The sequence below is a fragment of the Paenibacillus praedii genome (assembly GCF_049725345.1).
Lineage (GTDB): Bacteria > Bacillota > Bacilli > Paenibacillales > Paenibacillaceae > Pristimantibacillus.
The window spans coordinates 91,332-114,059 of sequence record NZ_JBMWAM010000002.1; the positions used below are offsets into that span (position 1 = coordinate 91,332).

The following is a 22,728-nucleotide window of genomic DNA, read 5'->3' on the forward strand; positions in this document are numbered from 1 at the left end:
CGCTATTCACTGCATACAGCGACTGGAAGATCGGCTTCTATGCCTAACACGCGATAATAAATTTGTTCGTATTGCGTTGTAATGACATCGTTGCAAAATTCATTTCTGGCTCTATACAGACAGGCCTGCCTGAATTGTTCATGCAGTCTCTCATCTGTAAGAAGACGTTCTGTATTTGCGGCCATTGCTTCAACATCGCCAATGGGTGATAAGTAGCCGGTTTCGCCGTGTGTAATCAGCTCAGGAATGCCTCCAGCTTCAGAACCTACCGTAGGTACTCCACACGCCATCGCTTCGAGCGCTACTAAACCGAAGCTTTCCTTCTCCGAGGGAAGCAGCAGCACGTCAGCCATCGAAATGACTTGTGAAACATCCTCTTGTTTTCCCAGAAAATGCACACGGTCCTCCAGCCCAAGCTGACGTATACGGCACTGGATTTTGGATAGCTCCGGCCCTTCTCCCACTAATAGCAGCTTGGATGGCACCTTCTCAGATACCCGAGCGAAGATGTCAACGACATCCCCAACTCTTTTGACCGGTCGAAAATTCGATATGTGCATTAAAATTTTCTCGTTCGGGGCAGCGAAATCCGAACGTAAGGATACGACATCACGCGGATAATATACACGCTTGTCAACAAAATTATAAGTTAAATCGATAGGTGTCGTAATATCGAGAAGTTGTCTCGTTTCATTAATCAAGTCATTTGACACGGCTGTGACTGCATCGCTTTGATGGATCGCCAATCGGATCAAATCCTTTAATGACTCATCCTGAGCAAGCACCGTTATATCGGTGCCATGGAGCGTCGTAACCGTCTTTAGTCCGTCACCAGTCATTTGCTTAGCCAAATAAGCACAAACCGCATGCGGCACCGCATAATGAACATGCAGCAGATCAAGCTGCTGCATCTTCGCTACCTGCGCCATCTTACTTGCTAATGCTAAATCATAAGGAGGGTAACGAAACACATAGTAATCATTTACTTCAACCTCATGAAAAAAAATGTTTTTATTAAATTTACCGAGCCGGAATGGAATACTGTGAGTAATGAAATGAATTTCATGCCCGCGTTCCGCGAGCAGCTTTCCAAGCTCGGTAGCAACGACACCTGATCCACCCAGGGTAGGATAACAGGTTATTCCGATTTTTAATTTTCTCGCCATCGTTGTTGCACCTCCTGTGTTCGTTACGTAAGCCTATTATATTCAACAGGAGCTGTACGATTTGTCAAAATAATTGTACGGCATGCGGCTGCTTCAAAGCAAAGCCCTCGGCATAAGCCCAACCGCGAGCTTGTCCGAGCAGCGAATCACGTGCTTCCACACGTTCGATATAACGACTCGTCAGCGGTGTGGCTACACGATCAGCGCCAGCAGCTGCAGCTTCGAATTGAGACCGGTAAGCCAGAAGCGCATTGCGCTTCGTTTCATAATAATCGCTGATATCAACGACCAGCGATACTTGGTCGACATCATTTATATAATAATAAATAAGCCGTTCGACTTGCAAGGATGGAAGCTCCGGCATATAACGGCGAAGCTTTGCATTAAATACTGCTTCCTCAACAAGTCGGCTGCAAGCGTTATGATCCGGATGACGATCCACCCAGTAGGGTGCGAACACCACACGCGGCCTGAAGGATCTTATTTCTGCAACAATACGCTCAATATGCTCCTTGGATGGTTCAAGACCGCGATCAGGAAGCCCTAGATTGGTTCTCTTGTGTAACCCAAGAACAGCCGATGCGGTTGCAGCCTCCTGCATCCGCAAATCTACTGTACCATTCGAAGACATCTCCGCTTGTGTTAAATCGCACACGCCTACCTTGTAACCAGCCTGTACATGCTTAGCGATCGTACCGCCCATACCGATTTCCGCATCATCAGCATGAGCGCCAAATACGAGAATATCTAGTGATTCCGTCATCCTTCAATACCAGGCTTATATTTATGAACGAGCTCACGCCACGCAAAGTCCCCGCGCTCAAGCGCCTTAACTAGCAATTCAGCCGTTGCCACATTCGTCGCAACCGGAATCCCCTGCACATCGCAAAGGCGAAGCAATGCGATAATGTCAGGCTCATGAGGCTGCGCCATCAATGGATCACGAAGGAAAATAATCAAATCCATTTCATTCGTTGCCACCATCGCGCCGATCTGTTGATCGCCGCCAAGCGGTCCGGACATAAAGCGGTTGATACTAAGCTTTGTTTGCTCCATTATGCGAGTTCCAGTCGTACCTGTCGAAAAAAGCTTATGCGGAACAAATACTTTTTCATAAGCGATAACAAAATTTACGATTTCCTCTTTTTTGCGATCATGTGCGATAAATGCAATATTTAACATGCCTTTCCCCTCTTCCGCTGCCAAAATGAATTAATCCATTATATGTTCAAAACCATAAATCAAGCCGCTGTATGTCATAACCTTCTTGACTGCAACGTTAACACCGGGCATATAGCCTGCTCGATCGTAGGAATCATGACGAATTTTAAGCGTTTGTCCATGTCCGCCGAATATGACCTCCTGCTGGGCAAAAACACCTGGGAGCCTTACGCTATGTATGCGGAATCCATTATAATAGCCTCCGCGAGCGCCTTCAATGACTTCTTCTTCCTTTGGGTTGCCCTGGCGCAGCTCTTGACGGACTTGAGCTATAAGCTCTGCCGTCTTGATCGACGTCCCTGAAGGGGCATCAAGCTTCTGATCACCATGATACTCAATTATTTCTACATGCGGTAAGTACTTAGAAGCTTCTGCAGCAAATTTCATCATCAAAATCGCGCCAATAGAGAAATTAGGGGCAATTAGACCGCCGATTCCCTTCTCCTGGCAAAGCTCGTCCAGCTCCTCGATTTGTTCAGGCGTAAATCCAGTTGTTCCGATAATAGGCCGCACACCATAGGCTATGGCTGTTTTCGTATTTGTGTATGCGACCTGCGGCACTGTAAAATCCACAAGCACGTCCGCGTTTGATCCGTCTAATGCTTCCTCCAGCGTCGCGCTTACAATAACACCTGAGCTTACGTTCCCTGCGAAGACGCCGGCATCAACAGGGCCTGCTGAAGGAGCAGCCGCCGCGACGAGTTGGAGCGTCTCATCCTCCAGCACCATTTTCACAACCTCGCGGCCCATTCTTCCGCTTGCGCCTGCGACTGCTACTCTTATTTTTTGATTTGACATACTAATCACCTGTTCCTTTTTCTTTTTCTTGCATATGTGCGGAGACGCAGCTTCCGGTTCACTTCCGAGAATAGACGACGCGCCGCCGAATGAGTGGGATTAAGCCGAACCGCTTCCTTTGCATGGATAACCGCCTCATCTAACTGATCAAGAGCCGCATACACAACTCCGATCCGATAATAGGCTTCAAAGCAGAGCGGATCAAGCACTGCCGCTTGCTTTAAAAGGTCAACAGCCTTGATAAGCTCTGGAGACTCTTCAGCAAGCAGAAGATCGGCTTCTGCTAATAGAAGATTCGCTTCAACTGTCTGCAAATGGTATACATATTCAGGGTACTCTGGTTCGAGACTTACTGCTGACTCGGCGTATTGCTTCGCTTTCGTCCACTTTCCGCTCCGCGCGCAGGACACCGCACATTTATGATAAAATGATGCATTTTCAGGCTCGGCAGCGATCGCCTGCTCGAACCAATATATGGCTTGCTCAAAGTCACTGTTAAAGATGAACTCGTAAGCTTTCTTGATGCAGCTCTCCCCATCCATCTGCCCATCCTCCTTGTACACAGGTTGATGGTACAGCATATGTAAGGAGCTTGTTTACAGTTCGGTTGATTTCTTCGTCCAGCGATTCGCATCGCGGGTCGTAAATTTATGCATCACTTTATTATGCGCTTCCGTCAGATCGATTTGAAGCGAGTTAGCGAAGCAGGAAAGAATAAATAAAATATCGCCAAGCTCCATTTCGACGGAGTTTTCTTCTTCATCGGCTTTTTTCGGCTTCTCGCCGTAGAAGTGATTTACTTCCCTTGCAAGCTCGCCGACCTCCTCTGACATTCTAGCCATCAACGCTAGCGGACTGAAGTAGCCTTCTTTAAATTGAGATATGTAGTCATCCACTTCCCGCTGAATATCTGATAATGATTTTTCCGACATCACTAATGTTCCTTTCTGTCGATAGCTATACATTTTATATGTTAACGTAAACGCCCATTTAAAATCAATGTTTTTCGAATCCCATTATTGTGCCATACTACAAATGAATACGAAACATAATTTGCAGCAAGGAGTGCTGTTCAATGTCAATCATGCTAAAACAAATCCGTATTATTATCCCTATTCTTATTGGAACCGCAATTTATGCGTTTGGATTGCACTACTTTGTCATTCCCAATCAACTGATGGAGGGAGGAGTAACGGGAATCGCAGTGCTCCTCAATTATGCAGCAGGCTTACCGCTTTCCTTGACGACGCTTGTACTTAACATTCCCCTATTCTTCTTAGGCTGGAAGGCGCTTGGCCGCAGCCAGATGATTTATACATTACTTGGCGTTATTTCTCTATCGGGCTTCCTTGCCCTCTTGGAAGGACTTATTGACCGGGACCTGCTTGTTCCTTTCCAAAGCTCGCATGATTACATGCTTGTCGCTCTATATGCCGGCGTAACACTAGGAACGGGGCTTGGCATTGTTTTCCGCTTCGGCGGGACGACTGGCGGAGTAGATATTATAGCTCGAATTGTCGCCCGCTCCAGAGGCATCAGCATGGGACAAATTATTTTAACGTTGGATGCGGTCATCATCGGGATTTCATTATTTTACATTCCGATCGAAAAGGTGCTATACACGCTTGTCACCGTTTTTATTGCATCCAAACTAATTGATTTCATACAGGACGGCGCCTATGCCGCTAAGGCTTTCTCCATTATAACTGATCAAGGAGAACTCATGTCGCAGTCGATTACAAAGGAGCTTGATCGCGGCGTTACGCTCATACCGGCAAAAGGGGCATTTTCCGGACAGCAAAAAGAGGTCGTTTATTGCGTCGTTCACAGGCAAGAAATTCGCCGTTTGAAAACGATAGTCCGCAAAATCGACCCCCGGGCATTTATCGTGATCAATGAAGTTCACGATGTGCTTGGAGAAGGTTTTAAAGAGGAATAAGGTCATATCATGCGAGAGGCTTGACCCCAAATGGATCAGCCTTATATTTTCGCCATCCGGAATAAGCGAGCACGGCTGATATGACAGCCCCCAGAAACAACGTCCACTTTACCGGATTAGCAGCGGCAAATGGAGCTATGGCAGGAAGCGCCTCCCTACGGCCATTCTGATCAAATAAACGTGTAATAGACTCATTCAAAGCTTTTAGAGAATGATTGACCATCGCTTCATTCGCTGCACTGACTGTTGTTGCTTCTAATAACTGATTCGTATACCGAATACGTTCCTTCATTTCTTCACTATAATGACTTCCATACAATAATGCTAACGTAGGCGCAATCCGTTCATGATGCTCCTGAAGACTATTCATTGCAGCTCTGGCGGCTACCGCTCCATCTCCTGTCGGGCGCTTCCACGCCCTTTGAACTCGCAACATATCATCCTGCATAAGTCGCTCATATTGCAGCCAGAGCGCATGCTCCTGACGGATGAGCGCATCCGTAGCTAGTCTAATTCGGGCAGCCTCTAACAGCCAGCCTGTTCGCGTTGTCCCGCTTAGCAGCGTTTCGCGAATGAACTGCGCATCACCTTCAAGTAACGCCCAGCCTTCATGATAACCTGGTAAAAAGCTCAACCCCGCATCCAGCATCCCCTGCAGCTGTTGAACTTGGTTGTAGCCCGACTGGCGGTTGTTCGTATAAGCTGCGATATATAATGAGCTTGCAATTTCATCCAATCGAATTAATTTCTTGTATGGATCGGATGCGAGTACGAGCATAGATGACCCATGTGATAAATGACTAGCCCAGACTGTTCCTACCGATCCGATCGTCATGACGATACATATAACCATTGGAAACATAAAACGTATCCTCACGGACATCCCCCCATAGATTACTCTATGAGGGGATGTCCAGCATTATACTTTTTTTCTAAATCGCCATACCCATAAAGCTGCCGCAAGGCTGAACAAGGATAATCCATACGTGAATCCACGCACAGCGGGCAGATCATTATACAGCTCTCTTGCGAGCGTAGGGAATACGCCGAATGTGTAATCAACCGTATCGTTCAACAGCAGCCAGCAGGCAGCGACAGCCAATGCAATGGGACCCGCCTTCATAAATCGGAAGTACAACAGCGCTTCAAATGCCATGCCCAAATGAGAGGCAATCAGCATGTAATGCTTCCAATTCAATTCATCGCCCTGCCAGGCACCAGCTGCAATCATGGCTACTGCCCATATTCCGTATTTCACTGAACAAACCACAGCCAATGCCTCCAGCACGCTGCGCCCGATCACAGCAATTCGATTCGATTGGCGTGGGGGAAATAGTAAATATAACAGCGCTAATGTAAAAAACAAGCTCGCTGTAGGAGAATCGGGTACAAAAACGATACGCCAAAGCGGATGATTAATATACGTATCGATCAATTGATATTCGTACCATATGTATCCATATATCGTCCCCGCCAGATTAACGAGGAAAAGGAGCCAAAGAAAAGAACGATTAAGTAAAAATTCTCGGCTCCAAAAAAAAGTAAGCATCTGCAATCACAGCTCCTTTGGAGTAGGATTCAAAAAAACCTGACCGTATGAATACGATCAGGTTTTTGGTACGACACTAATTTATTCAGCAGCAGCCTTCTGCTTGGATAGCCAAGTCGCTAGCTGTTCAATCTCTTCTGGCGTTACATTATCGCCTTGTGCCGGCATTCCGCCTCGACCATTGGTAATGACATCGGCGATTTCTTCCTTAGTCAAACGATCACCTACGCCTACCAGCCCAGGAATACTGCCTTGTCCCTTAAGATCAGCTGCATGGCAGCCAACACATTGTGCTTGCTTCGCGATGTCCATTGCTGGATCATTCGCATCCACCAAAGCAGCCTCCGGCGGCTTCTCCATAGGATTTGGCCGTTCTTGTCCAGCCATGGCCGCTTCACGCGCTTTCTCTTCACGCTCATGATGCTCAGGCACTTGACCATTCACCTCCAGCATGTGCTGGTAGTGATCCCAAGATACAACAGTTAAATATACGCAAGCAACTAGCGAAAGAGCCATTAATGAAGAAGCGATTGGACGACGGTAGAAGCGGCGTTCTTTCCCTGTATCCAGGAATGGTGCCAGCATCAGCGCGCCGAACATGACGCCAGGAATGCCTAGTGTTCCAAGCAGAATATAATCCTGCGATACATATGGATATTTCAAAAATTGATACAGAAACAAGAAATACCAGTCTGGCATCGGTATGAAAGCAGCATTCGTTGGATCAGCAGGATAGCCTAGCGGAGCTGGCTCTGCAATAACCCAGACGAGGAAACCAACCAATACGACACAGCCGACCATCCATTCCTTAAGCAGAAAGTTCGGTATAAAAGCTTCCGATTTGCCTGGGAACGACGTATAGTCGGGCGGAATGTTTGGATGGTTGCTCTTCTTCACACGCGAGTCGCCGACAAAGACAACCTTCTCGTTCGAATTATGACCATGCGCCATAAGTAAGCCCTCCTTCGCTTAAAGTGGTCCTGAAATACCTTGCTTCCGAATCATGATAAAGTGCGCAGCCAGCATCGCAATCAAAGCGCCAGGCAAGAAAAATACATGGATCGCGAAGAAGCGAGTCAGCGTTTGTGCGCCTACGATATCGCCGCCGTACAGGAAGTCAGCGATATACGGTCCCAATACTGGTACGGATGCTGCAATTTCGACACCAACTTTAGTCGCGTAGTAAGCTTTGTTATCCCATGGCAATAGGTAACCCGTGAAACCAAGGCCAAGCATAATGAAGAAAATCAGCATTCCGACTACCCAGTTCATTTCGCGTGGGGCCTTGTAGGAACCGGTAAAGAATACACGCAGGGTATGTAGGAACATCATGACGATTACAAGGCTTGCCCCAAAGTGGTGCATGCCTCGAACGATTTGTCCGAAAGCAACCTCATGCTGCAAGTAGTCAACACTTGCATAAGCATTAATAATGTCTGGCACGTAATACATCGTCAAGAACATACCGGACAAAATTTGGATGACTGTGATGAAGAAAGTTAAGCCGCCAAAACAATATACAAACGCAGAGAAATGATGTGCCGGGTTAACGTGCTCGGGCACCTCGTGGTCAGCCACATCTCTCCAAAGCGGCGTAATGTCAAGACGTTCGTCAATCCAGTTGTACACACTTTTAAACATCTGATATACGCCCTCCTTAGCTCATTCTCGTGTTTGGCATAACCGCGCCCAGATACACGAATCCATCCTGAAGCTTCACTTCATATTCATCCAAAGGTGTTGGGGCAACGGTAATGTTCTTCCCGTCTTTCGTGTAACGCGCGTCGTGACAAGGGCAATCATATTCGTTTTGCCCCTTCACATTCCAGCCGATTGTACAGCCTAAATGCTTACAAACAGGTGAAAGAGCGAATATCGTGCCGTTCGCATCCTTGGAAATCCATGCAGCGAGCTGTGGATTGCTTTCGTACCAACCATCTTTCTGATGAATTGTAAATTTAAATTCTTGCGGTTCATTCGTAATCTTGCTCTCTTCTACAACTTTTACGTAAGTGCCTTCGCCCTTCTTCACCAAGAGCGGGTCCACTGCAAAACGGACCATTGGCAGTACCGCGCCGGCCGCCATAAAGGCAGTCGTGCCGCCAAGCGTATATGACAAAAATTGACGCCGGGACATTTCTTTGCGCTGAACCGGTCGATGCGCGGTCTCGTGTTGTTCATGGTTACTCATCTTCTGTTCTAACCCCCTTTGCCAACCATATCTCGCGTCTTGCCACATGGCAAAAACACATGACGAACTAGGACATAACTTATAATAGCCTAGGTGCTTGGGAGCGTCAAGAATATGGCTGGATATTTGCATACTTATCAAATTGCCGTTCAATAATTTGTTATCATTTTGTCACATTTGACCTTCACTGGCATTTGTTTTCCCCACAATTTGATTATATTATACGACAAAACGGTTTGATTATGTAGCATGTCCACTCCATAAATTACGAATTTCGCTAGAGATATCAGCCTGAGACGGAAGTCCGCCATCCTTATTCGGCATCAATAATAAATCGACAGCTGGATCATCTATCCGAATATCATTATTCGCTGTGACGACAATGATATATCGAAAGCCAACCGTTTTCATAGAAGCGCACCATTTATTCAGCATGCCTATGAGCTCACTGTTGTCGGATACATAATGCCATGCCGGATACGTTACAACTCTTCCTTTGAAGGGAATTTCGATGAGGTCCATCATATCACGCAAGCGCTCCAGCCATTCCGTTGCTTCGTAGGGCTTCTCCATGCCTGACATCCCGGTTATTGGAAGCAGGCAGGTATCCAAATACGGCTGAAGCTCCTCCCACTGCTCACGTTCAATTTCACTGAATTTCATTTTACTGATTCCACTCCTTACTTTAATGACAAATTAGCTCTCTTTATGTTACCCCCAATCCTCTCGCTTGCCAATTGCATATGAAAAAAAGCTTTGCTGCGGTGTCGGATGCTGCCATCCACTCTTGCAAGCAAGCTTTTTTTAAAGTCAGACTATTTTATAGGAAAGCTGTTAACGCTATCTCTGCAACTCATTTAATTGCTTCGCAAGCCGGTAAAAAGTATCCTCGTCGCCTGCGGCCAGCGCCTCATCAATTGCGGCATGAATTTGCTTGGTCTGAAACTTAAGCACTGCATCATCTAACACAAGCTCCGCAGCCAGTCCTAGCATTGCTTCATACGTTACTTTCATTTTATCCATAGGATACACCTCCAAACCGGCGTTAAGAGATCCTATATTCTATACCTTTCGTCACGTAGCTCTCCATCGTTCTTTTCATTCGCTGTAAATCGTCATCTGTTAATTCTCTTACGACTTTGGCAGGTGAACCGATAGATAGAGTATAGGGTGGTATTTTTTTATTCTCTGTAACAATTGAACCGGCTCCTATTAAAGCATATTCACCAATGTCTGCGCCGTTAAGTACAATTGCCCCCATTCCAATTAATGTGCCCTTGCCTATCCTGCAGCCATGGATGATCGCTCCATGACCAATAGAAACCTCTTCCTCGACAAGCAGCGGCTGACTCGTATTCACATGACCTATAACCCCATCTTGAATATTGCTGCTATGCCCGATGACAATCGGTGCAAGGTCTCCGCGCAAAACAGCGTTAAACCAAACCGTGCTCTTTGATGCAATGGACACGTCACCAACCAATTTTGCGCCTTCTGCTATGTAGACATCCTCGTGAACAACGGGCATGATGCCCTTAAAAGGTAATTGCACAGTACATTCGCTCCCTGACTCTCGAAATATAAGATCGTATAGCGCTATCCCTATACTTTATCTCATATTTAGCCACGAACCAAGCTTGAAGGCAGAGGCTAATGCAGCGCGGCTTCCCCAGCCTCCTCAAGGCTCACGCCCGCAACGATCGCCCTGCCCGCTTTCGTCATCCTTACAACAGCGCCGTAGCTGGGATGCTCGCCAAGGCGAAGCAGACCTAAATGAACCATCATCGTCAAAATTCTCTGCTCCAAAATCGCGTTCGCGTCATCATAGTAGTAGGGCTTGATGAAGGGGGTGAGCACTCTTCTTAACGAATCAAGCGTCACCCATTTCTCCGCCAAAGCATCGATCCAATGAACGAGTGACAGCAGATTCGTAATCGGCCCTTTGTAAAGTTTGAGCCAGTACCGATAAAGCTTCTCCAGCTCGCCAGCATGGCATTCAGCCAGCCGCTCCTCTCCAGCCGCAGTTACCTTCAAAACCGTTTGACTCTCGGAAAGGTATTTACTGTGAACGCAGAAATCATAAACAAACGAAAACCGATTTGGATAATGATTAAAGTGTTTGCCGTATCCGAAACGCCATGCCACTTTGATCGGCGGTTCTTCCCTCACGCCTAGTCGTTCAAGCAATTGAATAAGAGATCTTTTGTACATCGAGCCGTCAGCCGTTAGCTGTATTTCATTCTGATAAACAAAATGAAGCACCTGCTTGATATCGTCATGCAGCAATAGCTGCTCATCCCGGTAAGCAGGCGGTTCATCCGTATAGACGAGCTCGGCTGCAAATTTCTTTTTAAGCGTATCTCGAAAGCGGGACTTCAAGTCATTCGGCACTTGAAACAAGTATCTGTTCGGTCCGCTAAAACCGTTAAACAACCAGCCCTGATGCTTGAATTTGGAAATCATTTCTCTCGGAGTTAAAGGTTTATCGGAAGCCTCCACTTTCTTTTTGCTTCTTTTTGATTTATTGAGCGGCGCTTCCTCTTTTTTTTCAGCCGCTTCACCAAATCGACTATGCTGTACCCTGGCGATCAGATCCTCCAAGCTGAAGGAATTACGAGCCTCGAACAGCAATGAGTTTAGAAATCGCAGATCCTCCAGCTTCATGCTGCTTATTTGCTCTTCAAAAACATCATTCCGACTAACGGTAGAGAGAATAGATTGAATCAACTCGTTCTTCGAGTTCCCGTTGCACTCGCAGCGGTAAACGTCTGCAATTCGGCTAAGCTGCTGTATATCCGCATAGCCAAGCATGTCCGATAAATTCATAGCTCTCTCCTTTCTGAGGCAGCCTTTGGATAGAACGTTAATGCTTCATCTCTATGGTGTCCGACAGTTCGTCGTTGTTTATACCATTATGGGAAAATTTCTTCATATTTATAACCTGATCCTCGTTCGATTTTGCATAAAAAAAACATCCTCCACTACGCTAGTGAAGAATGCCGCTTGTTATGGATTATGGAAGGAGATGTTTGGTGCAGTTATAGAGCTGCGGATGCCACATTTCCTCTCTGAACTCTAATATAGAATAAGAAAGATTATTTAAATGCTGATCCTCAAGCTGCGAGCATAGCGCAGAAAATATTTGAGCAAGAAAGCTTCCATGCGATACAACAAGCAGTCTGCGTTCCTTGTGCTCTAGCTGCCACTGCTTCAGAGCGTTTAGTCCACGTCTCGTTACGTCTACATCAGTCTCTACGCCGCTAGCGGTATTTCGCCAATCCTTCCCCCAGCGCAATAGACGTTCCTGCTCCAACGTCCCTTCAACCTCGCCAAAGTATCTTTCACGCAGCCGTTTATCGCCTTCCAGCAATGGAATTTCAAGCTTTTCCGCTATAATCTCTGCGGTAGCGTAAGCACGCTGTAAATCACTGGAAATTACCGCGTCCCAGATTCGTTCCTCCTTGTATAAACGTTCGGCAAGCGCATTCGCCTGACGGACACCCTCGGCATTCAAGGGAATATCGGTTTGGCCTTGTATTTTCCCCTCGGCATTCCAATCCGTCTTCCCGTGACGAACCCAACCAATCAACATATCTGCTCACAGCCCCTTTTCTATATAACAAAAGCTCCCGCAGGAGCTTCATTAAACCTCTTATTAGCTTCGTGTTCTAGACAACCAATTCAATATCAGCAATGTCATAATGATGCCAAGCAGCGATAAGGCAACATAATATTGCGGAAAGGCAGGAACTACCTTTAACACGAAAGGATCGCTGATGCTGGCAACCGGAATTTCCGCATAAAAGCCTGCACTGACCGTAAGTCCATCCCCAGAGGCGTTAGCTGTATCCATTAAGCCCGTCAGCTCAGCAATTTGAGCTTGTGCCGCATCCTCTTGGCTGTCGAATATAAATACAAAAAAAGCACTGGCAAACATGGCCATACATGCAGCAACGATAAGCGCAAAATTTCGGCGGAAGGATTTCGAGAATTGGTAACTTTTGTGCGGAACCGGCATCAGCCATGATTGCTCCGCATAGATACGTTCCATTACATTGCGATTGACATGCTCCGTCGGACCGATCAACTCTTCTTCTTCAGAAAAAAAACGTATCAAATCCTCGCTTTCCTCCCAAATCCGAAATTGCTCTGTACATGCTTTGCATTCAAGCAGATGAAGATCTATCGCTTTGCGATCCTCATCCTGCTCTGATAATTCCCAGTAGTCGCCGAATTTGTCTTGCACATCATTGCAATTCATCGCGTTTTCATCCCTTCGTATTCTTCCATCAACGGCGACTGTCCGAAATATGGCTCCAGCTGCGCTTTGACGCTTGCTCTCGCTCGGAATAGCAGTGATTTAACGGAACTAACCGTTTGCCCTAAAATATTTGCGATTTCTTGATAGTCCAGCTGGTCATATTCCCGAAGAATAAGTGCTGAGCGTTGCTTCTCTGGTAAGTTGTTTATCGCTTCACGAACCATTGCCATACGTTCATTGCGGAGCACATGCTGCTCAGGGGCGGCATCAAACGCCGCGACCGGCTCAAAGGTTGATTCATCAAGCGACACATGCGCTGATTTTTGTTTCCGAAGCTCGCTTAAAACTGTATTGCGTGCAATGGTATATAGCCATGTCGAAAAAGAAGCGTCCAATTCGCGAAACGAATGAAGGCTGCGATAGGCTTTGTAAAAGGTTTCTGAGCACAAGTCCTCGGCCAGCAGCTCCAGCTTGGCACTCTTCAGCATATGATAGATAAAGGCTAATATTTTACGTTGATAGCGCCGCATAAGCTCGGAGTACAGCTCGACATTGCCATCCTTTATTTCACGTATTAATTGGGAATCAGTCATGACAGGCGAACCTCCTCCACCTGCGGATTATCCCCGGGAACGTCTCTTCATTTGTACCGTTCCAGGAGCGAAAAGTTGCGGTCTTTATCATAAAAAATTCAAAAAATACGAGTATACATACAATTCGTGTTACAAGTCCAAATTCCTGCCGTATTCGACAAAAGGATAATATGCAATTTGATTACAACTGACGCATATTTCACCGTATCCATAAAATGGACAAAAAAAAACCACCTATAAAGGTGGTTCGCACAAAGTGCGAAGGATTTGGATAGGAGTGGAGAGAAACCATACTGTACTTTTATTATATGTATACGCTTCCAAATTGTCAATAAGCGTTTTCATTTTTATTAGAACAATTTTGTAAGCGTTTTTTCGATAAAATGACGTACACCCTTAGAGGTGTACGTCATATCCATTAGCGGTGAGCAGTTTAATCGCCTGATCCAAATATTCCTGACTCCGGAAAGACAGCCTAAGAATACCCGGCACGTCCTCCCTGCTCTCAATAATTTGAATATTGCTCAGATTAATAAGACTATTACCAAGCTCGCTCGTTATTTTACCGATAATACCAGGATGATCGGGCACATCAACATAGCAATCAAAGGTCGAATGAATCATGCCTTTGCGGCGCTCCGGCATTTTACTGCGAAATTGACCGGCTTCGCGGAAAGCTTCGGCGATTGCGTCACCATCTGCACTCTCCAGCATAGTAACGAATTTATCCGTTTCCGCACGCCAATCCTTTAGCAAACGAAGGAGTATGTCTCTGTTATTAATGAGAATATCACGCCATACAATCGGATCGCCTGATGCGATGCGTGTGATGTCACGGAAGCCGCCTGCCGCCAATGATTCATATAGGTGGTTATGCTCATTGTAGCCTCTGACTTGATTTACTAAAGATACCGCAATCATATGCGGCAAATGACTAATCGCACCAACGATTTCATCATGCTCCTGCGCATCCACCCGAACCATATTCGCCTTCGTATGGCTCAGAAGCTCAACTAGACGTTCAACGGCTTCCTCCGGCGTATGATCATCGGGCGTCAGAACATAATAGGCGTTCTCATATAGATGCGAGGATGCCGCCTCCACCCCTGAGCGTTCCGAGCCTGCCATGGGATGTCCTCCGATAAAAATCACACTGCCGAAATCTAGCTTTCTGGCGCACTCCATAACGGAAGCTTTGGTGCTGCCTGCATCCGTAATAATGCAGCCTGGCTTCAATTGAAAGGTACTTAGCTTATTAATATATTCCTCTAAATTACCGACAGGCACGCAGATGAAAATAAAATCAGCCTGCTCCGCGGCCTCCTGCATCGACGTCGTCGCATAATCGACAACGCCTCTTTGTAAGTATTTCTCTACTTGAGAAGGACGATTCGAATGCCCGATAACCGTTATACCTGGCTTTCCTTTTAGGCATAAGGCTATGGAACCTCCAATCAGTCCAACTCCAAAAATCGCAACTGTTGTCATAGCTTTATCCTTGCACCGTCTCTTCCTGCAACACTTGTTCTAACGCTGCAATAAATTTCTCATTCTGCTCCATCGTACCTACCGATATCCGAATATGGTTCGGGTAATAGGTCCAGCGGGATCTGGAAATGATGCCTCTGCGCAACAACGCGTCGAACACCTCAGGCGATGGACGTTTTACGTCGACCATTACAAAATTTCCATATGCAGGTAAGTAAGGTAGACCTAATCGATCAAACTGCTCGCAAAGATAAACGATTCCTTGCTTGTTTTGCTCGCGGCAGTATGTAATAAAGGCCTTATCCGCTAATGCAGCCTTCGCTGCTGCTTGCGCCACTCTGGACGTATTAAACGGCTCACGAACTTGGTTAGTAAACCGAATAACGTCTGGATGCCCGATACCGTAGCCGATCCGCAGCGCAGCTAAACCATAAATTTTCGAGAATGTGCGCAGCACGATCAGATTTCGGAACTCGCTAATCAATTTCACGCCGTTCGGAAACGCTGGATCCTCGATATATTCGCCGTAGGCTTCATCCAGTACAACGAGTACGTCGCTCGGCACCTGCTCAAGGAATGCAGATAGCTCCGGCAGTGTTACAATGGTGCCTGTCGGGTTATTTGGATTACATATCCATATTATTTTTGTGCGATTATTCACTTTAGCCAGCATAGCGGGCAAATCATGCTTACCTTCTAATAATGGCACCTCGATAATACGCGCATTTTCGATTTCCGCGTTATGTTTATATTGGGAAAAGGTTTCGTCCGCCATGATCGTCTCATCACCCGGGACGAGAAACGCCCTGGCAAGCATAAGGATAATATCACTGGAGCCCGTACCGAAAATAATTTGGTTCGTTTCAACACCGAGCTCTGCCGCTAGTGCGGCTGTAAGCTCAACGCTCGCCCCATCCGGATAAATATTAAAATTGTTTATCTCTTCCATTACTGCCGCTTTGGCCTTTTCGGAGCTGCCGAACGGATTCTCGTTTGAAGCAAGCTTAATCACTTCGGTTAAACCTAACTCCCTCTTAACGTCTTCAACCGGTTTCCCAGGCTGATAGACAGGAAGGTGGACGATATTACTTTTTGGCTGCATGAGCCGTTCACCTCTTTTATATAGTTAACTGGCCTTCTTACATGTCATACATTGTCTCATATCTGTTTGCGGTTTTAAAGTGTTTTTAAGCAAAGAAGGGGCAGGCCCATGGTCTGCTTGAACCAATACGCCTGCCCTTATGTCATGTGAGACCAACTGCTATCCTTTGAGCTGCGCGACAAAATCGCCAATTTGCTTTAGACCCGCTTCCCGCTTGCTATCATCGCGAAGGAATGGGATTGCGTCTTCTATCGTACGTACGATCGCGCTGCCTACAATGACGCCATCGCACTGGTTTTCAAATCGCTTGACCTGCTCACGGCTGGAAATACCGAAACCGACAGCAATTGGCAAATCCGTCGCTTCGCGTACGGTTGCAAGAAAATCGTCAATGCCCGTATGAAAATCTGCTCTTACCCCAGTAACTCCTAGCGAAGAGACGCAATACACAAAACCCTTCGCCTTCCGCGAAATTCGTACGACACGGTCTTTCGAGGTAGGCGCGACAAGCGGAATGAGATGGACATCAGCCGCTTCCGCTAGCTGTCTAACCTCTTCATCCTCTTCCATTGGCAAATCTGGAATAATGAGACCGCTGATGCCTTTGCTCTTCACGAGCTCGAAGAAGGCATTCAGCCCAAATTGGAACACAGGATTGTAATAAGTAAACAAAATAAACGGCAGCTTCACGCCCGCCTCGCGAGCTTGCTCAGCTACATGGATACAATCCTTAAGTGTAATGTGATTCGTCAGCGCACGCTCGGAAGCGCGCTGGATGACAGGCCCGTCCGCGAGCGGATCGGAATACGGAACACCAAGCTCAATCATATCCGCCCCTGCTTGCTCTAATGTCTTAATGATTTCAACGGACGTCAATAGATCAGGATCACCCATCGTTACGAACGGAATGAGCGCTGTCCGGCCTTGCGCCTTCAAATCTGCGAATACTTTATCAATGAGATTCATTTACACTGCCTCCCAAATAACTCATAATCGCTTCTACGTCTTTATCCCCGCGGCCTGACAGGCTAACAACGATTACTTTATCTTTATCCAGTGTTGGAGCAAGCTTCATCGTTTGCGCAATAGCATGAGCAGATTCCAGCGCTGGAATAATGCCTTCCGTACGTGAAAGCAGCTGCAGCGCCTCTAGTGCCTCCGCATCGGTTACAGGCACGTACTCCGCACGGCCGCTATCCTTCAAATAAGCATGCTCCGGACCGATACCCGGATAATCCAAGCCTGCTGAGATGGAATGGGCAGGCTGAACCTGGCCATGCTCGTCCTGCAGCACATAGCTCATCGAGCCTTGGAAAACGCCATGACGCCCCATGGTCATGGTCGCAGCATGCTCGATGGTTTCTATCCCTCGTCCGGCAGCCTCTACACCTAGTAAACGTACACTCTCATCTTCAACGAATGGATAGAAAATGCCCATTGCATTGCTTCCCCCGCCTACTGCCGCAACGACGTAATCCGGCAATCTGCCTTCATCCGTCAAAATTTGCTGACGGGCCTCGTCTCCAATAATACGTTGGAAATCACGAACCATCATCGGATAAGGATGAGGTCCGGTAACGGAGCCCAGAATATAATACGTATCGTCTACATGGCTTACCCAGTAACGAAGCGTTTCATTGCAGGCATCCTTCAGCGTGCGCGTTCCGGATGTCACGGGAACAACCTCAGAGCCTAGAAGCTGCATCCGAAATACGTTAAGCTGCTGACGCTTCATATCCTCTTCGCCCATAAATACTTTGCATTCCAAACCAAGCAGGGCTGCTATCGTTGCTGATGCGACCCCATGCTGTCCCGCGCCGGTTTCGGCTATAATTTTGGATTTGCCCATTCGCTTAGCGAGCACGCCTTGACCAATCGTATTGTTAATTTTATGCGCGCCCGTATGATTCAGATCCTCGCGCTTTAAGTATATTTTCGCTCCCCCAAGATGCTGAGTGAGACGCTCGGCATAATAGAGCGAGGTTGGTCTTCCTGAATATTTATGCAGCAAGTAGCGTACCTCATCCTGAAATGCAGGATCCTTGGAATAATGCTGATACGCCTCCTCCAGCTCAAGCAAGGCATTCATCAGCGTTTCTGGAACGTAGCGTCCGCCGAACTTGCCGAAGCGGCCATTCTGGTCTGGTACTTGTGTCATGCTTCCATCACCCTTCTCACAAATAATCGGATTTTATCGATATCCTTACGTCCATCCGTCTCCACTCCGCTGGATACATCAATACCGTCAGGCGCATAGGTTCGCAGCAGCTCCTGTACATTGCCTTCATGCAAACCGCCAGCCACATATAACGTTAGATCCAATTGGTCCACTGCCTTCTTGTAGGCTTCAATCGCCTGCCAATTAAAGGTCTCGCCGGTTCCGCCGCCAGGCGCATCGATCAATACAGCATCAACAGCCTCCTTATAGGGAGAAAGCTGCTCGAACGCATTTTCAAACTGACTGAGCTCAACATCCTTTTTAATCGAAAACACTTTCCACACGTTCACGCCCAGCCGTTTGCGTACTTCGCTGCAAAACGAAGCGGATTCGCTGCCATGCAGTTGTACGACATCAAGGGGCGCTGCCTTTAAAATCGCTTCGATGGCATCAAAATCTTCATTAACGAACACACCCACGGTTTGCGGCCTACTGCCTCCCGCTGACTTTAAGCGGTGAGCGGCCTCAATTAATTGTGCAGCGGTCGACTTGTCTACCTGCCGCTTGCTCGGAGCGAATACAAAACCGATTTCATGTATCGGCAAATCGTTCATCGCTTCGATCGTAGAAACGTCTCTTAGTCCGCATATTTTGATGCGCGGCGGCTGCATCATCGAACAGTCACCGCGCCCATTAGATCGTTTACCGCTCCGCTAACATCGTCACGACGCATAAAATGCTCGCCGATCAACACGCCATGCGCGCCTATCGACTGCAGGTAGTCCATGTCCGGCTTACCGGCAATGCCGCTTTCGCTTATAATCGTTACATCCTTCGGCATCAGGCTAATAAGCGCTTCGGTTGTTTTCAGATCCGTGACGAAGGATTTCAAATCGCGATTGTTAATGCCGATGAGGGTTGCTTTCCCAAGCTCCAGGACTCCCTCTAATTCCTCTCGATTGTGCACCTCTACGAGAACATCCATGCCAATCGATTTTGCGATATCATGAAACTCCCCAAGCTGCGCTTGAGTTAAGATCGCTGCAATCAGCAAAATCGCGTCAGCGCCGATTAGGCGGGCCTCATAAATTTGACGGTAATCAATCGTAAAATCTTTGCGGAGCAGCGGTACCTTTACCGTGTCGTGTACCGCGCTCAAAAAAGCATTGGAGCCTTGAAAATAATCACGGTCTGTTAATACCGATATACAATCCGCTCCAGCTGCTTCATAGGCTGCAGCCAGCCTTGTTGGTTCAAAATCCGGGCGAATTAACCCTTTGGAAGGCGAGGCCTTCTTCACCTCAGCGATAAGCCCCATGCTGCGATGACGGACTGCTGAAGATAAAGCCCGTTCAAAGCCGCGGCAAGACTCCAGCTCAGCAATTTTTTTCTCAGCCTCTGCATGATTAAAATGAGCTGCAAGCTCCTCAACTTCCACGCGTTTGGTTGCTACAATTTTATCCAGAAACATGTGCCAACTCTCCCGTCGTTTGAATAAGACTTATCAGCTTTTGCTCTGCCTTGCCAGAGTCAATAACCTCTGCTGCCAACCGGGCACCATCACGAATCGATGCTGCGGCGCCGCCTACATAGATGCATGCGCCAGCATTAGCCAGCACGATATCCCTGTAAGCACCGCGCTGCTCGCCAGCAAAAATTGCACGAATTAAAGCGGCATTCACGGCAGGCTCACCACCCATCACCTCAGAAATTGGCGAGCGTGCCAGCCCGAGCTCCTCAGGCGTAATTTCATAGGTTATTACTTCACCATCCCGAAGCTCCGAGATTTGTGTCGCCGCCGATATGCTGATCTCGTCTAACCCGTCATGACTGCTAACGACCATCGCTCGCTTCAAACCTAGCTCACCCAGCACTTCCGCTACCGTTGAGGTGCGTGAACGATCATAGAGGCCAAGAAGCTGACGGTCTGCGCCTGCAGGATTGGTTAGCGGACCAAGCATGTTAAATATCGTCCGCACGCCAAGCTCGCGCCTAGGCGCTGCCGCGTGGCGCAGCGATGGATGATACAGCTGTGCGAACATGAAGCAAATGCCGATATCGTTCAGGCATTGCGCCGCTTGCTCTGGGGTGATCGTAATCTGAACGCCAAGCGCTTCAAGCACATCTGCGCTTCCTGCTTTGCCAGACATCGCCCGGTTGCCGTGCTTCGCGACACGAATGCCTGCGGCGGCGGCAATGATCGAGGAAGCCGTAGAAATATTGAATTTATGAATGCCTGAACCGCCTGTCCCGCAGGTATCCAGCAGCCCCTCCTGTTCCGTTACGACATGGCTCGAATGTTCGCGCATCACTTCCGCAAAGCCTGTAATCTCGTCCTTCGTCTCGCCCTTCATCCGCATCGCCGTAATAACGCCAGCAATTTGCGCAGCTGTCGCTTCACCGCTCATCATGATGTTCATGACGGCCTTCGCTTGCTCTCTAGTCAAGTCTGAACCGCCAATTAGCTGACCAAGCGCTTGCTGCATCGTGATCATTTCGGTCGCTTGCATTACTGACCAAGCCCCTCTCCCGCGTTGACGTAGTAATCCATATTAATGGAATTGAAGGTGTCCGCACGTTCCACCGGCTTCGCAAAAATCGCTTCAGCGGTTCGGATGGCCTTCAGCATGCCCTTGGCTTTATTCACGGTTTCCATATATTCGCTTTCCGGCACCGAATCCCATACAATCCCGGCTCCGGCTTGGACATAGGCTTTGCCCTGCTTGAAAATAATCGTCCGGATCGTAATGCAGGTGTCCATCGAGCCTCCGAAGCCTAAATATCCGATCGCCCCTGCGTAAGCACCACGCGCCTCATTTTCCAGCTCCGCAATAATTTCCATCGCTCTTAGCTTCGGAGCGCCGGAAACGGTTCCTGCCGGCAAACAAGATATGAAGGCATCAAAGAAATCCTTGTCTTTGGACAGCTTCCCGGATACATTCGAGACGATATGCATAACATGCGAGTATCGTTCGATTTCCATAAAGGAATCACATTTCACCGTGCCAAACTCTGATACGCGGCCGATATCATTACGTCCGAGATCAACAAGCATCAGATGCTCGGCACGCTCCTTCTCGTCCGTAAGCAGCTCGAGCTCCAGTGCTTTATCCTCTTCCGGCGTTTTCCCGCGAGGCCTTGTGCCTGCTATCGGTCTGGTCTCCACGCGATCTCCGTCCACCTTAACGAGTGCCTCTGGCGAAGTACCGACAATAACCTCTTCTCCCATTTTCAAATAGTACATATACGGAGAAGGATTCATCGTCCGAAGGACGCGATACACATGCAGCGGATCAATATCCGTTTCAATGCTAAAGCGTTGGGACAATACAACCTGGAAAATATCGCCTGCCCGAATATACTGCTTCGCTTGTTCAACGTTTGAGATGAACTGCTCCTTCGTTACATTCGATTGAATATCGCCAAGCTCATGATCCACCTTAATGGACGGGCCTGACGTAACCGGTATCGATACGGGATGCTGCAGACGCTCGATTGTAGCTTCAATCTTATCCGCTGCAGCAGCATAGGCTTTCGCTATTTCAGCATCTGTTGCACCGTCTGCAATATGAACATTTCCGACAATTTGCAGCTGCTGCTTGAAATGGTCGAACACGATGACTTGATCGCAGAACATGAACTGCATATCGTTCATATTCAAATCATCCACTCTGTGAGCTGGAAGCTTCTCGTAATACTGCAGCAGATCATAGCCGAAAAATCCGATCGCTCCGCCTGTGAATGGGGGCAGCTCCGGCAGCGACGGGCTGCGGAAGGAACGTAAATGCGCTTTAAGCAGCTCGATCGGTTTGTCGTTCAGCGTATGCTTCTCACCGTTATGCTCAAGCACCATTTCCCCATTTTTTCCATAAAGCATCATAAAGGGATCTGTTCCGATAAATGAATAACGAGCCCATTTCGCGCCGCCCTCTACGCTTTCCAGCAAAAATGCATGCTTCTCCTTGGCAAAATGCTGAAACAGCCGAATTGGCGTTTCCGTGTCGGCCATCATATAACGAACGATAGGAATTAAATTGTATTGACCGGCAAGACGTGTAACATGCTGCAGCTCGTTTGACATTTCGAACAACCTCCCTGAAATTTTCATTAATGTGTTAATCTTTAAAACAAAAAAAGCTCCTGCCTGAGCAGGAGCGTTCGTTTAGATGATGACGAAAGTGTGTAAGCGGAAAAAGATATAATCGCGAATACGGCGAAACAGCACTTTTGTCCTCTCTGTGATACACACGAAAGAAAACTCA

The 22,728-nt window shown here is 47.6% G+C and carries 27 protein-coding genes; 1 reads left to right on the plus strand and 26 read right to left on the minus strand.

Going from position 1 to position 22,728, the window contains the following annotated elements; translation table 11 throughout:
- Nucleotides 1-2: 2 nt before the first annotated feature.
- From bshA to ACO9K6_RS02935, 6 genes are all read right to left on the minus strand, one after another.
- Entirely contained in the window at nucleotides 3-1,166 is a 1,164-nt protein-coding gene (gene bshA / locus ACO9K6_RS02910) for an N-acetyl-alpha-D-glucosaminyl L-malate synthase BshA (protein WP_424766037.1), read from the minus strand.
- Nucleotides 1,167-1,230: 64 nt separating this feature from the next.
- Nucleotides 1,231-1,929: a bacillithiol biosynthesis deacetylase BshB1 gene (gene bshB1, locus ACO9K6_RS02915; protein ID WP_424766038.1), complete on the minus strand. Its 699-nt coding sequence runs from the start codon at nucleotides 1,927-1,929 to the stop codon at nucleotides 1,231-1,233.
- Nucleotides 1,926-2,348 (minus strand): methylglyoxal synthase, encoded by a 423-nt coding sequence (locus ACO9K6_RS02920; protein WP_424766039.1) that lies wholly within the window; start codon nucleotides 2,346-2,348, stop codon nucleotides 1,926-1,928. Before ACO9K6_RS02920 ends, bshB1 begins: the two co-directional genes overlap by 4 nt.
- Nucleotides 2,349-2,378: 30 nt before the next feature.
- Nucleotides 2,379-3,185, minus strand: a complete 807-nt coding sequence (gene dapB / locus ACO9K6_RS02925) for a 4-hydroxy-tetrahydrodipicolinate reductase (RefSeq protein WP_424766040.1) — start codon at nucleotides 3,183-3,185, stop codon at nucleotides 2,379-2,381.
- A 5-nt stretch (nucleotides 3,186-3,190) separates the two neighbouring features.
- A complete protein-coding gene (locus tag ACO9K6_RS02930) occupies nucleotides 3,191-3,727 on the minus strand; it encodes a tetratricopeptide repeat protein (RefSeq protein ID WP_424766041.1) in 537 nt (178 codons plus the stop codon).
- A gap of 54 nt (nucleotides 3,728-3,781) precedes the next feature.
- Entirely contained in the window at nucleotides 3,782-4,117 is a 336-nt protein-coding gene (locus ACO9K6_RS02935) for a nucleotide pyrophosphohydrolase (protein ID WP_424766042.1), read from the minus strand.
- 143 nt (nucleotides 4,118-4,260) lie between these two features.
- Between ACO9K6_RS02935 and ACO9K6_RS02940 the strand changes: the two genes are divergently transcribed.
- Complete coding sequence (locus ACO9K6_RS02940) at nucleotides 4,261-5,124, plus strand: YitT family protein (protein ID WP_424766043.1); 864 nt, start codon at nucleotides 4,261-4,263, stop codon at nucleotides 5,122-5,124.
- 7 nt (nucleotides 5,125-5,131) lie between these two features.
- Here ACO9K6_RS02940 and ACO9K6_RS02945 read toward each other — a convergent pair whose 3' ends face one another.
- From ACO9K6_RS02945 to trpE, 20 genes are all read right to left on the minus strand, one after another.
- Nucleotides 5,132-6,001, minus strand: coding sequence for a sporulation protein YpjB (locus ACO9K6_RS02945; RefSeq protein WP_424766044.1), 870 nt, complete (start codon nucleotides 5,999-6,001; stop codon nucleotides 5,132-5,134).
- Nucleotides 6,002-6,043: 42 nt separating this feature from the next.
- A complete protein-coding gene (locus ACO9K6_RS02950; protein ID WP_424766045.1) occupies nucleotides 6,044-6,673 on the minus strand; it encodes a DUF1405 domain-containing protein in 630 nt (209 codons plus the stop codon).
- Nucleotides 6,674-6,754: 81 nt separating this feature from the next.
- A complete protein-coding gene (locus ACO9K6_RS02955; RefSeq protein WP_424766046.1) occupies nucleotides 6,755-7,624 on the minus strand; it encodes a c-type cytochrome in 870 nt (289 codons plus the stop codon).
- Nucleotides 7,625-7,642: 18 nt separating this feature from the next.
- A complete protein-coding gene (qcrB, locus tag ACO9K6_RS02960; protein WP_424766047.1) occupies nucleotides 7,643-8,314 on the minus strand; it encodes a menaquinol-cytochrome c reductase cytochrome b subunit in 672 nt (223 codons plus the stop codon).
- Between the two features lie 16 nt (nucleotides 8,315-8,330).
- Nucleotides 8,331-8,864, minus strand: a complete 534-nt coding sequence (locus tag ACO9K6_RS02965) for a ubiquinol-cytochrome c reductase iron-sulfur subunit (RefSeq protein WP_424766048.1) — start codon at nucleotides 8,862-8,864, stop codon at nucleotides 8,331-8,333.
- A gap of 240 nt (nucleotides 8,865-9,104) precedes the next feature.
- Nucleotides 9,105-9,527 (minus strand): DUF2487 family protein, encoded by a 423-nt coding sequence (locus tag ACO9K6_RS02970; protein ID WP_424766049.1) that lies wholly within the window; start codon nucleotides 9,525-9,527, stop codon nucleotides 9,105-9,107.
- A 177-nt stretch (nucleotides 9,528-9,704) separates the two neighbouring features.
- On the minus strand, nucleotides 9,705-9,887 hold the full coding sequence (locus tag ACO9K6_RS02975) for an IDEAL domain-containing protein (RefSeq protein ID WP_424766050.1): 183 nt from the start codon (nucleotides 9,885-9,887) through the stop codon (nucleotides 9,705-9,707).
- 22 nt (nucleotides 9,888-9,909) lie between these two features.
- The gene (locus ACO9K6_RS02980) at nucleotides 9,910-10,392 is read right to left on the minus strand and encodes a gamma carbonic anhydrase family protein (protein WP_424766237.1); all 483 of its coding nucleotides are present in this window, start codon (nucleotides 10,390-10,392) and stop codon (nucleotides 9,910-9,912) included.
- 122 nt (nucleotides 10,393-10,514) lie between these two features.
- Entirely contained in the window at nucleotides 10,515-11,690 is a 1,176-nt protein-coding gene (locus tag ACO9K6_RS02985) for a hypothetical protein (protein ID WP_424766051.1), read from the minus strand.
- Between the two features lie 187 nt (nucleotides 11,691-11,877).
- Nucleotides 11,878-12,456, minus strand: coding sequence for a histidine phosphatase family protein (locus tag ACO9K6_RS02990; protein ID WP_424766052.1), 579 nt, complete (start codon nucleotides 12,454-12,456; stop codon nucleotides 11,878-11,880).
- Nucleotides 12,457-12,519: 63 nt separating this feature from the next.
- Nucleotides 12,520-13,125 (minus strand): anti-sigma factor, encoded by a 606-nt coding sequence (locus ACO9K6_RS02995; RefSeq protein ID WP_424766053.1) that lies wholly within the window; start codon nucleotides 13,123-13,125, stop codon nucleotides 12,520-12,522.
- On the minus strand, nucleotides 13,122-13,718 hold the full coding sequence (locus tag ACO9K6_RS03000; RefSeq protein ID WP_424766054.1) for an RNA polymerase sigma factor: 597 nt from the start codon (nucleotides 13,716-13,718) through the stop codon (nucleotides 13,122-13,124). The genes ACO9K6_RS02995 and ACO9K6_RS03000 overlap by 4 nt, the downstream gene beginning before the upstream one ends.
- A 396-nt stretch (nucleotides 13,719-14,114) precedes the next feature.
- The gene (locus ACO9K6_RS03005) at nucleotides 14,115-15,206 is read right to left on the minus strand and encodes a prephenate dehydrogenase (RefSeq protein ID WP_424766055.1); all 1,092 of its coding nucleotides are present in this window, start codon (nucleotides 15,204-15,206) and stop codon (nucleotides 14,115-14,117) included.
- 4 nt (nucleotides 15,207-15,210) lie between these two features.
- Nucleotides 15,211-16,308, minus strand: a complete 1,098-nt coding sequence (hisC, locus tag ACO9K6_RS03010) for a histidinol-phosphate transaminase (protein ID WP_424766056.1) — start codon at nucleotides 16,306-16,308, stop codon at nucleotides 15,211-15,213.
- Nucleotides 16,309-16,467: 159 nt separating this feature from the next.
- Complete coding sequence (gene trpA / locus ACO9K6_RS03015; RefSeq protein WP_424766057.1) at nucleotides 16,468-17,274, minus strand: tryptophan synthase subunit alpha; 807 nt, start codon at nucleotides 17,272-17,274, stop codon at nucleotides 16,468-16,470.
- Nucleotides 17,261-18,466: a tryptophan synthase subunit beta gene (gene trpB, locus ACO9K6_RS03020; protein ID WP_424766058.1), complete on the minus strand. Its 1,206-nt coding sequence runs from the start codon at nucleotides 18,464-18,466 to the stop codon at nucleotides 17,261-17,263. Before trpB ends, trpA begins: the two co-directional genes overlap by 14 nt.
- Nucleotides 18,463-19,140 (minus strand): phosphoribosylanthranilate isomerase, encoded by a 678-nt coding sequence (locus ACO9K6_RS03025; RefSeq protein ID WP_424766059.1) that lies wholly within the window; start codon nucleotides 19,138-19,140, stop codon nucleotides 18,463-18,465. The genes trpB and ACO9K6_RS03025 overlap by 4 nt, the downstream gene beginning before the upstream one ends.
- Nucleotides 19,137-19,937, minus strand: a complete 801-nt coding sequence (gene trpC / locus ACO9K6_RS03030; RefSeq protein WP_424766060.1) for an indole-3-glycerol phosphate synthase TrpC — start codon at nucleotides 19,935-19,937, stop codon at nucleotides 19,137-19,139. The genes ACO9K6_RS03025 and trpC overlap by 4 nt, the downstream gene beginning before the upstream one ends.
- The gene (trpD, locus tag ACO9K6_RS03035; RefSeq protein WP_424766061.1) at nucleotides 19,924-20,976 is read right to left on the minus strand and encodes an anthranilate phosphoribosyltransferase; all 1,053 of its coding nucleotides are present in this window, start codon (nucleotides 20,974-20,976) and stop codon (nucleotides 19,924-19,926) included. The genes trpC and trpD overlap by 14 nt, the downstream gene beginning before the upstream one ends.
- On the minus strand, nucleotides 20,976-22,547 hold the full coding sequence (gene trpE, locus ACO9K6_RS03040) for an anthranilate synthase component I (RefSeq protein WP_424766062.1): 1,572 nt from the start codon (nucleotides 22,545-22,547) through the stop codon (nucleotides 20,976-20,978). Before trpE ends, trpD begins: the two co-directional genes overlap by 1 nt.
- Between the last annotated feature and the right edge of the window lie 181 nt (nucleotides 22,548-22,728).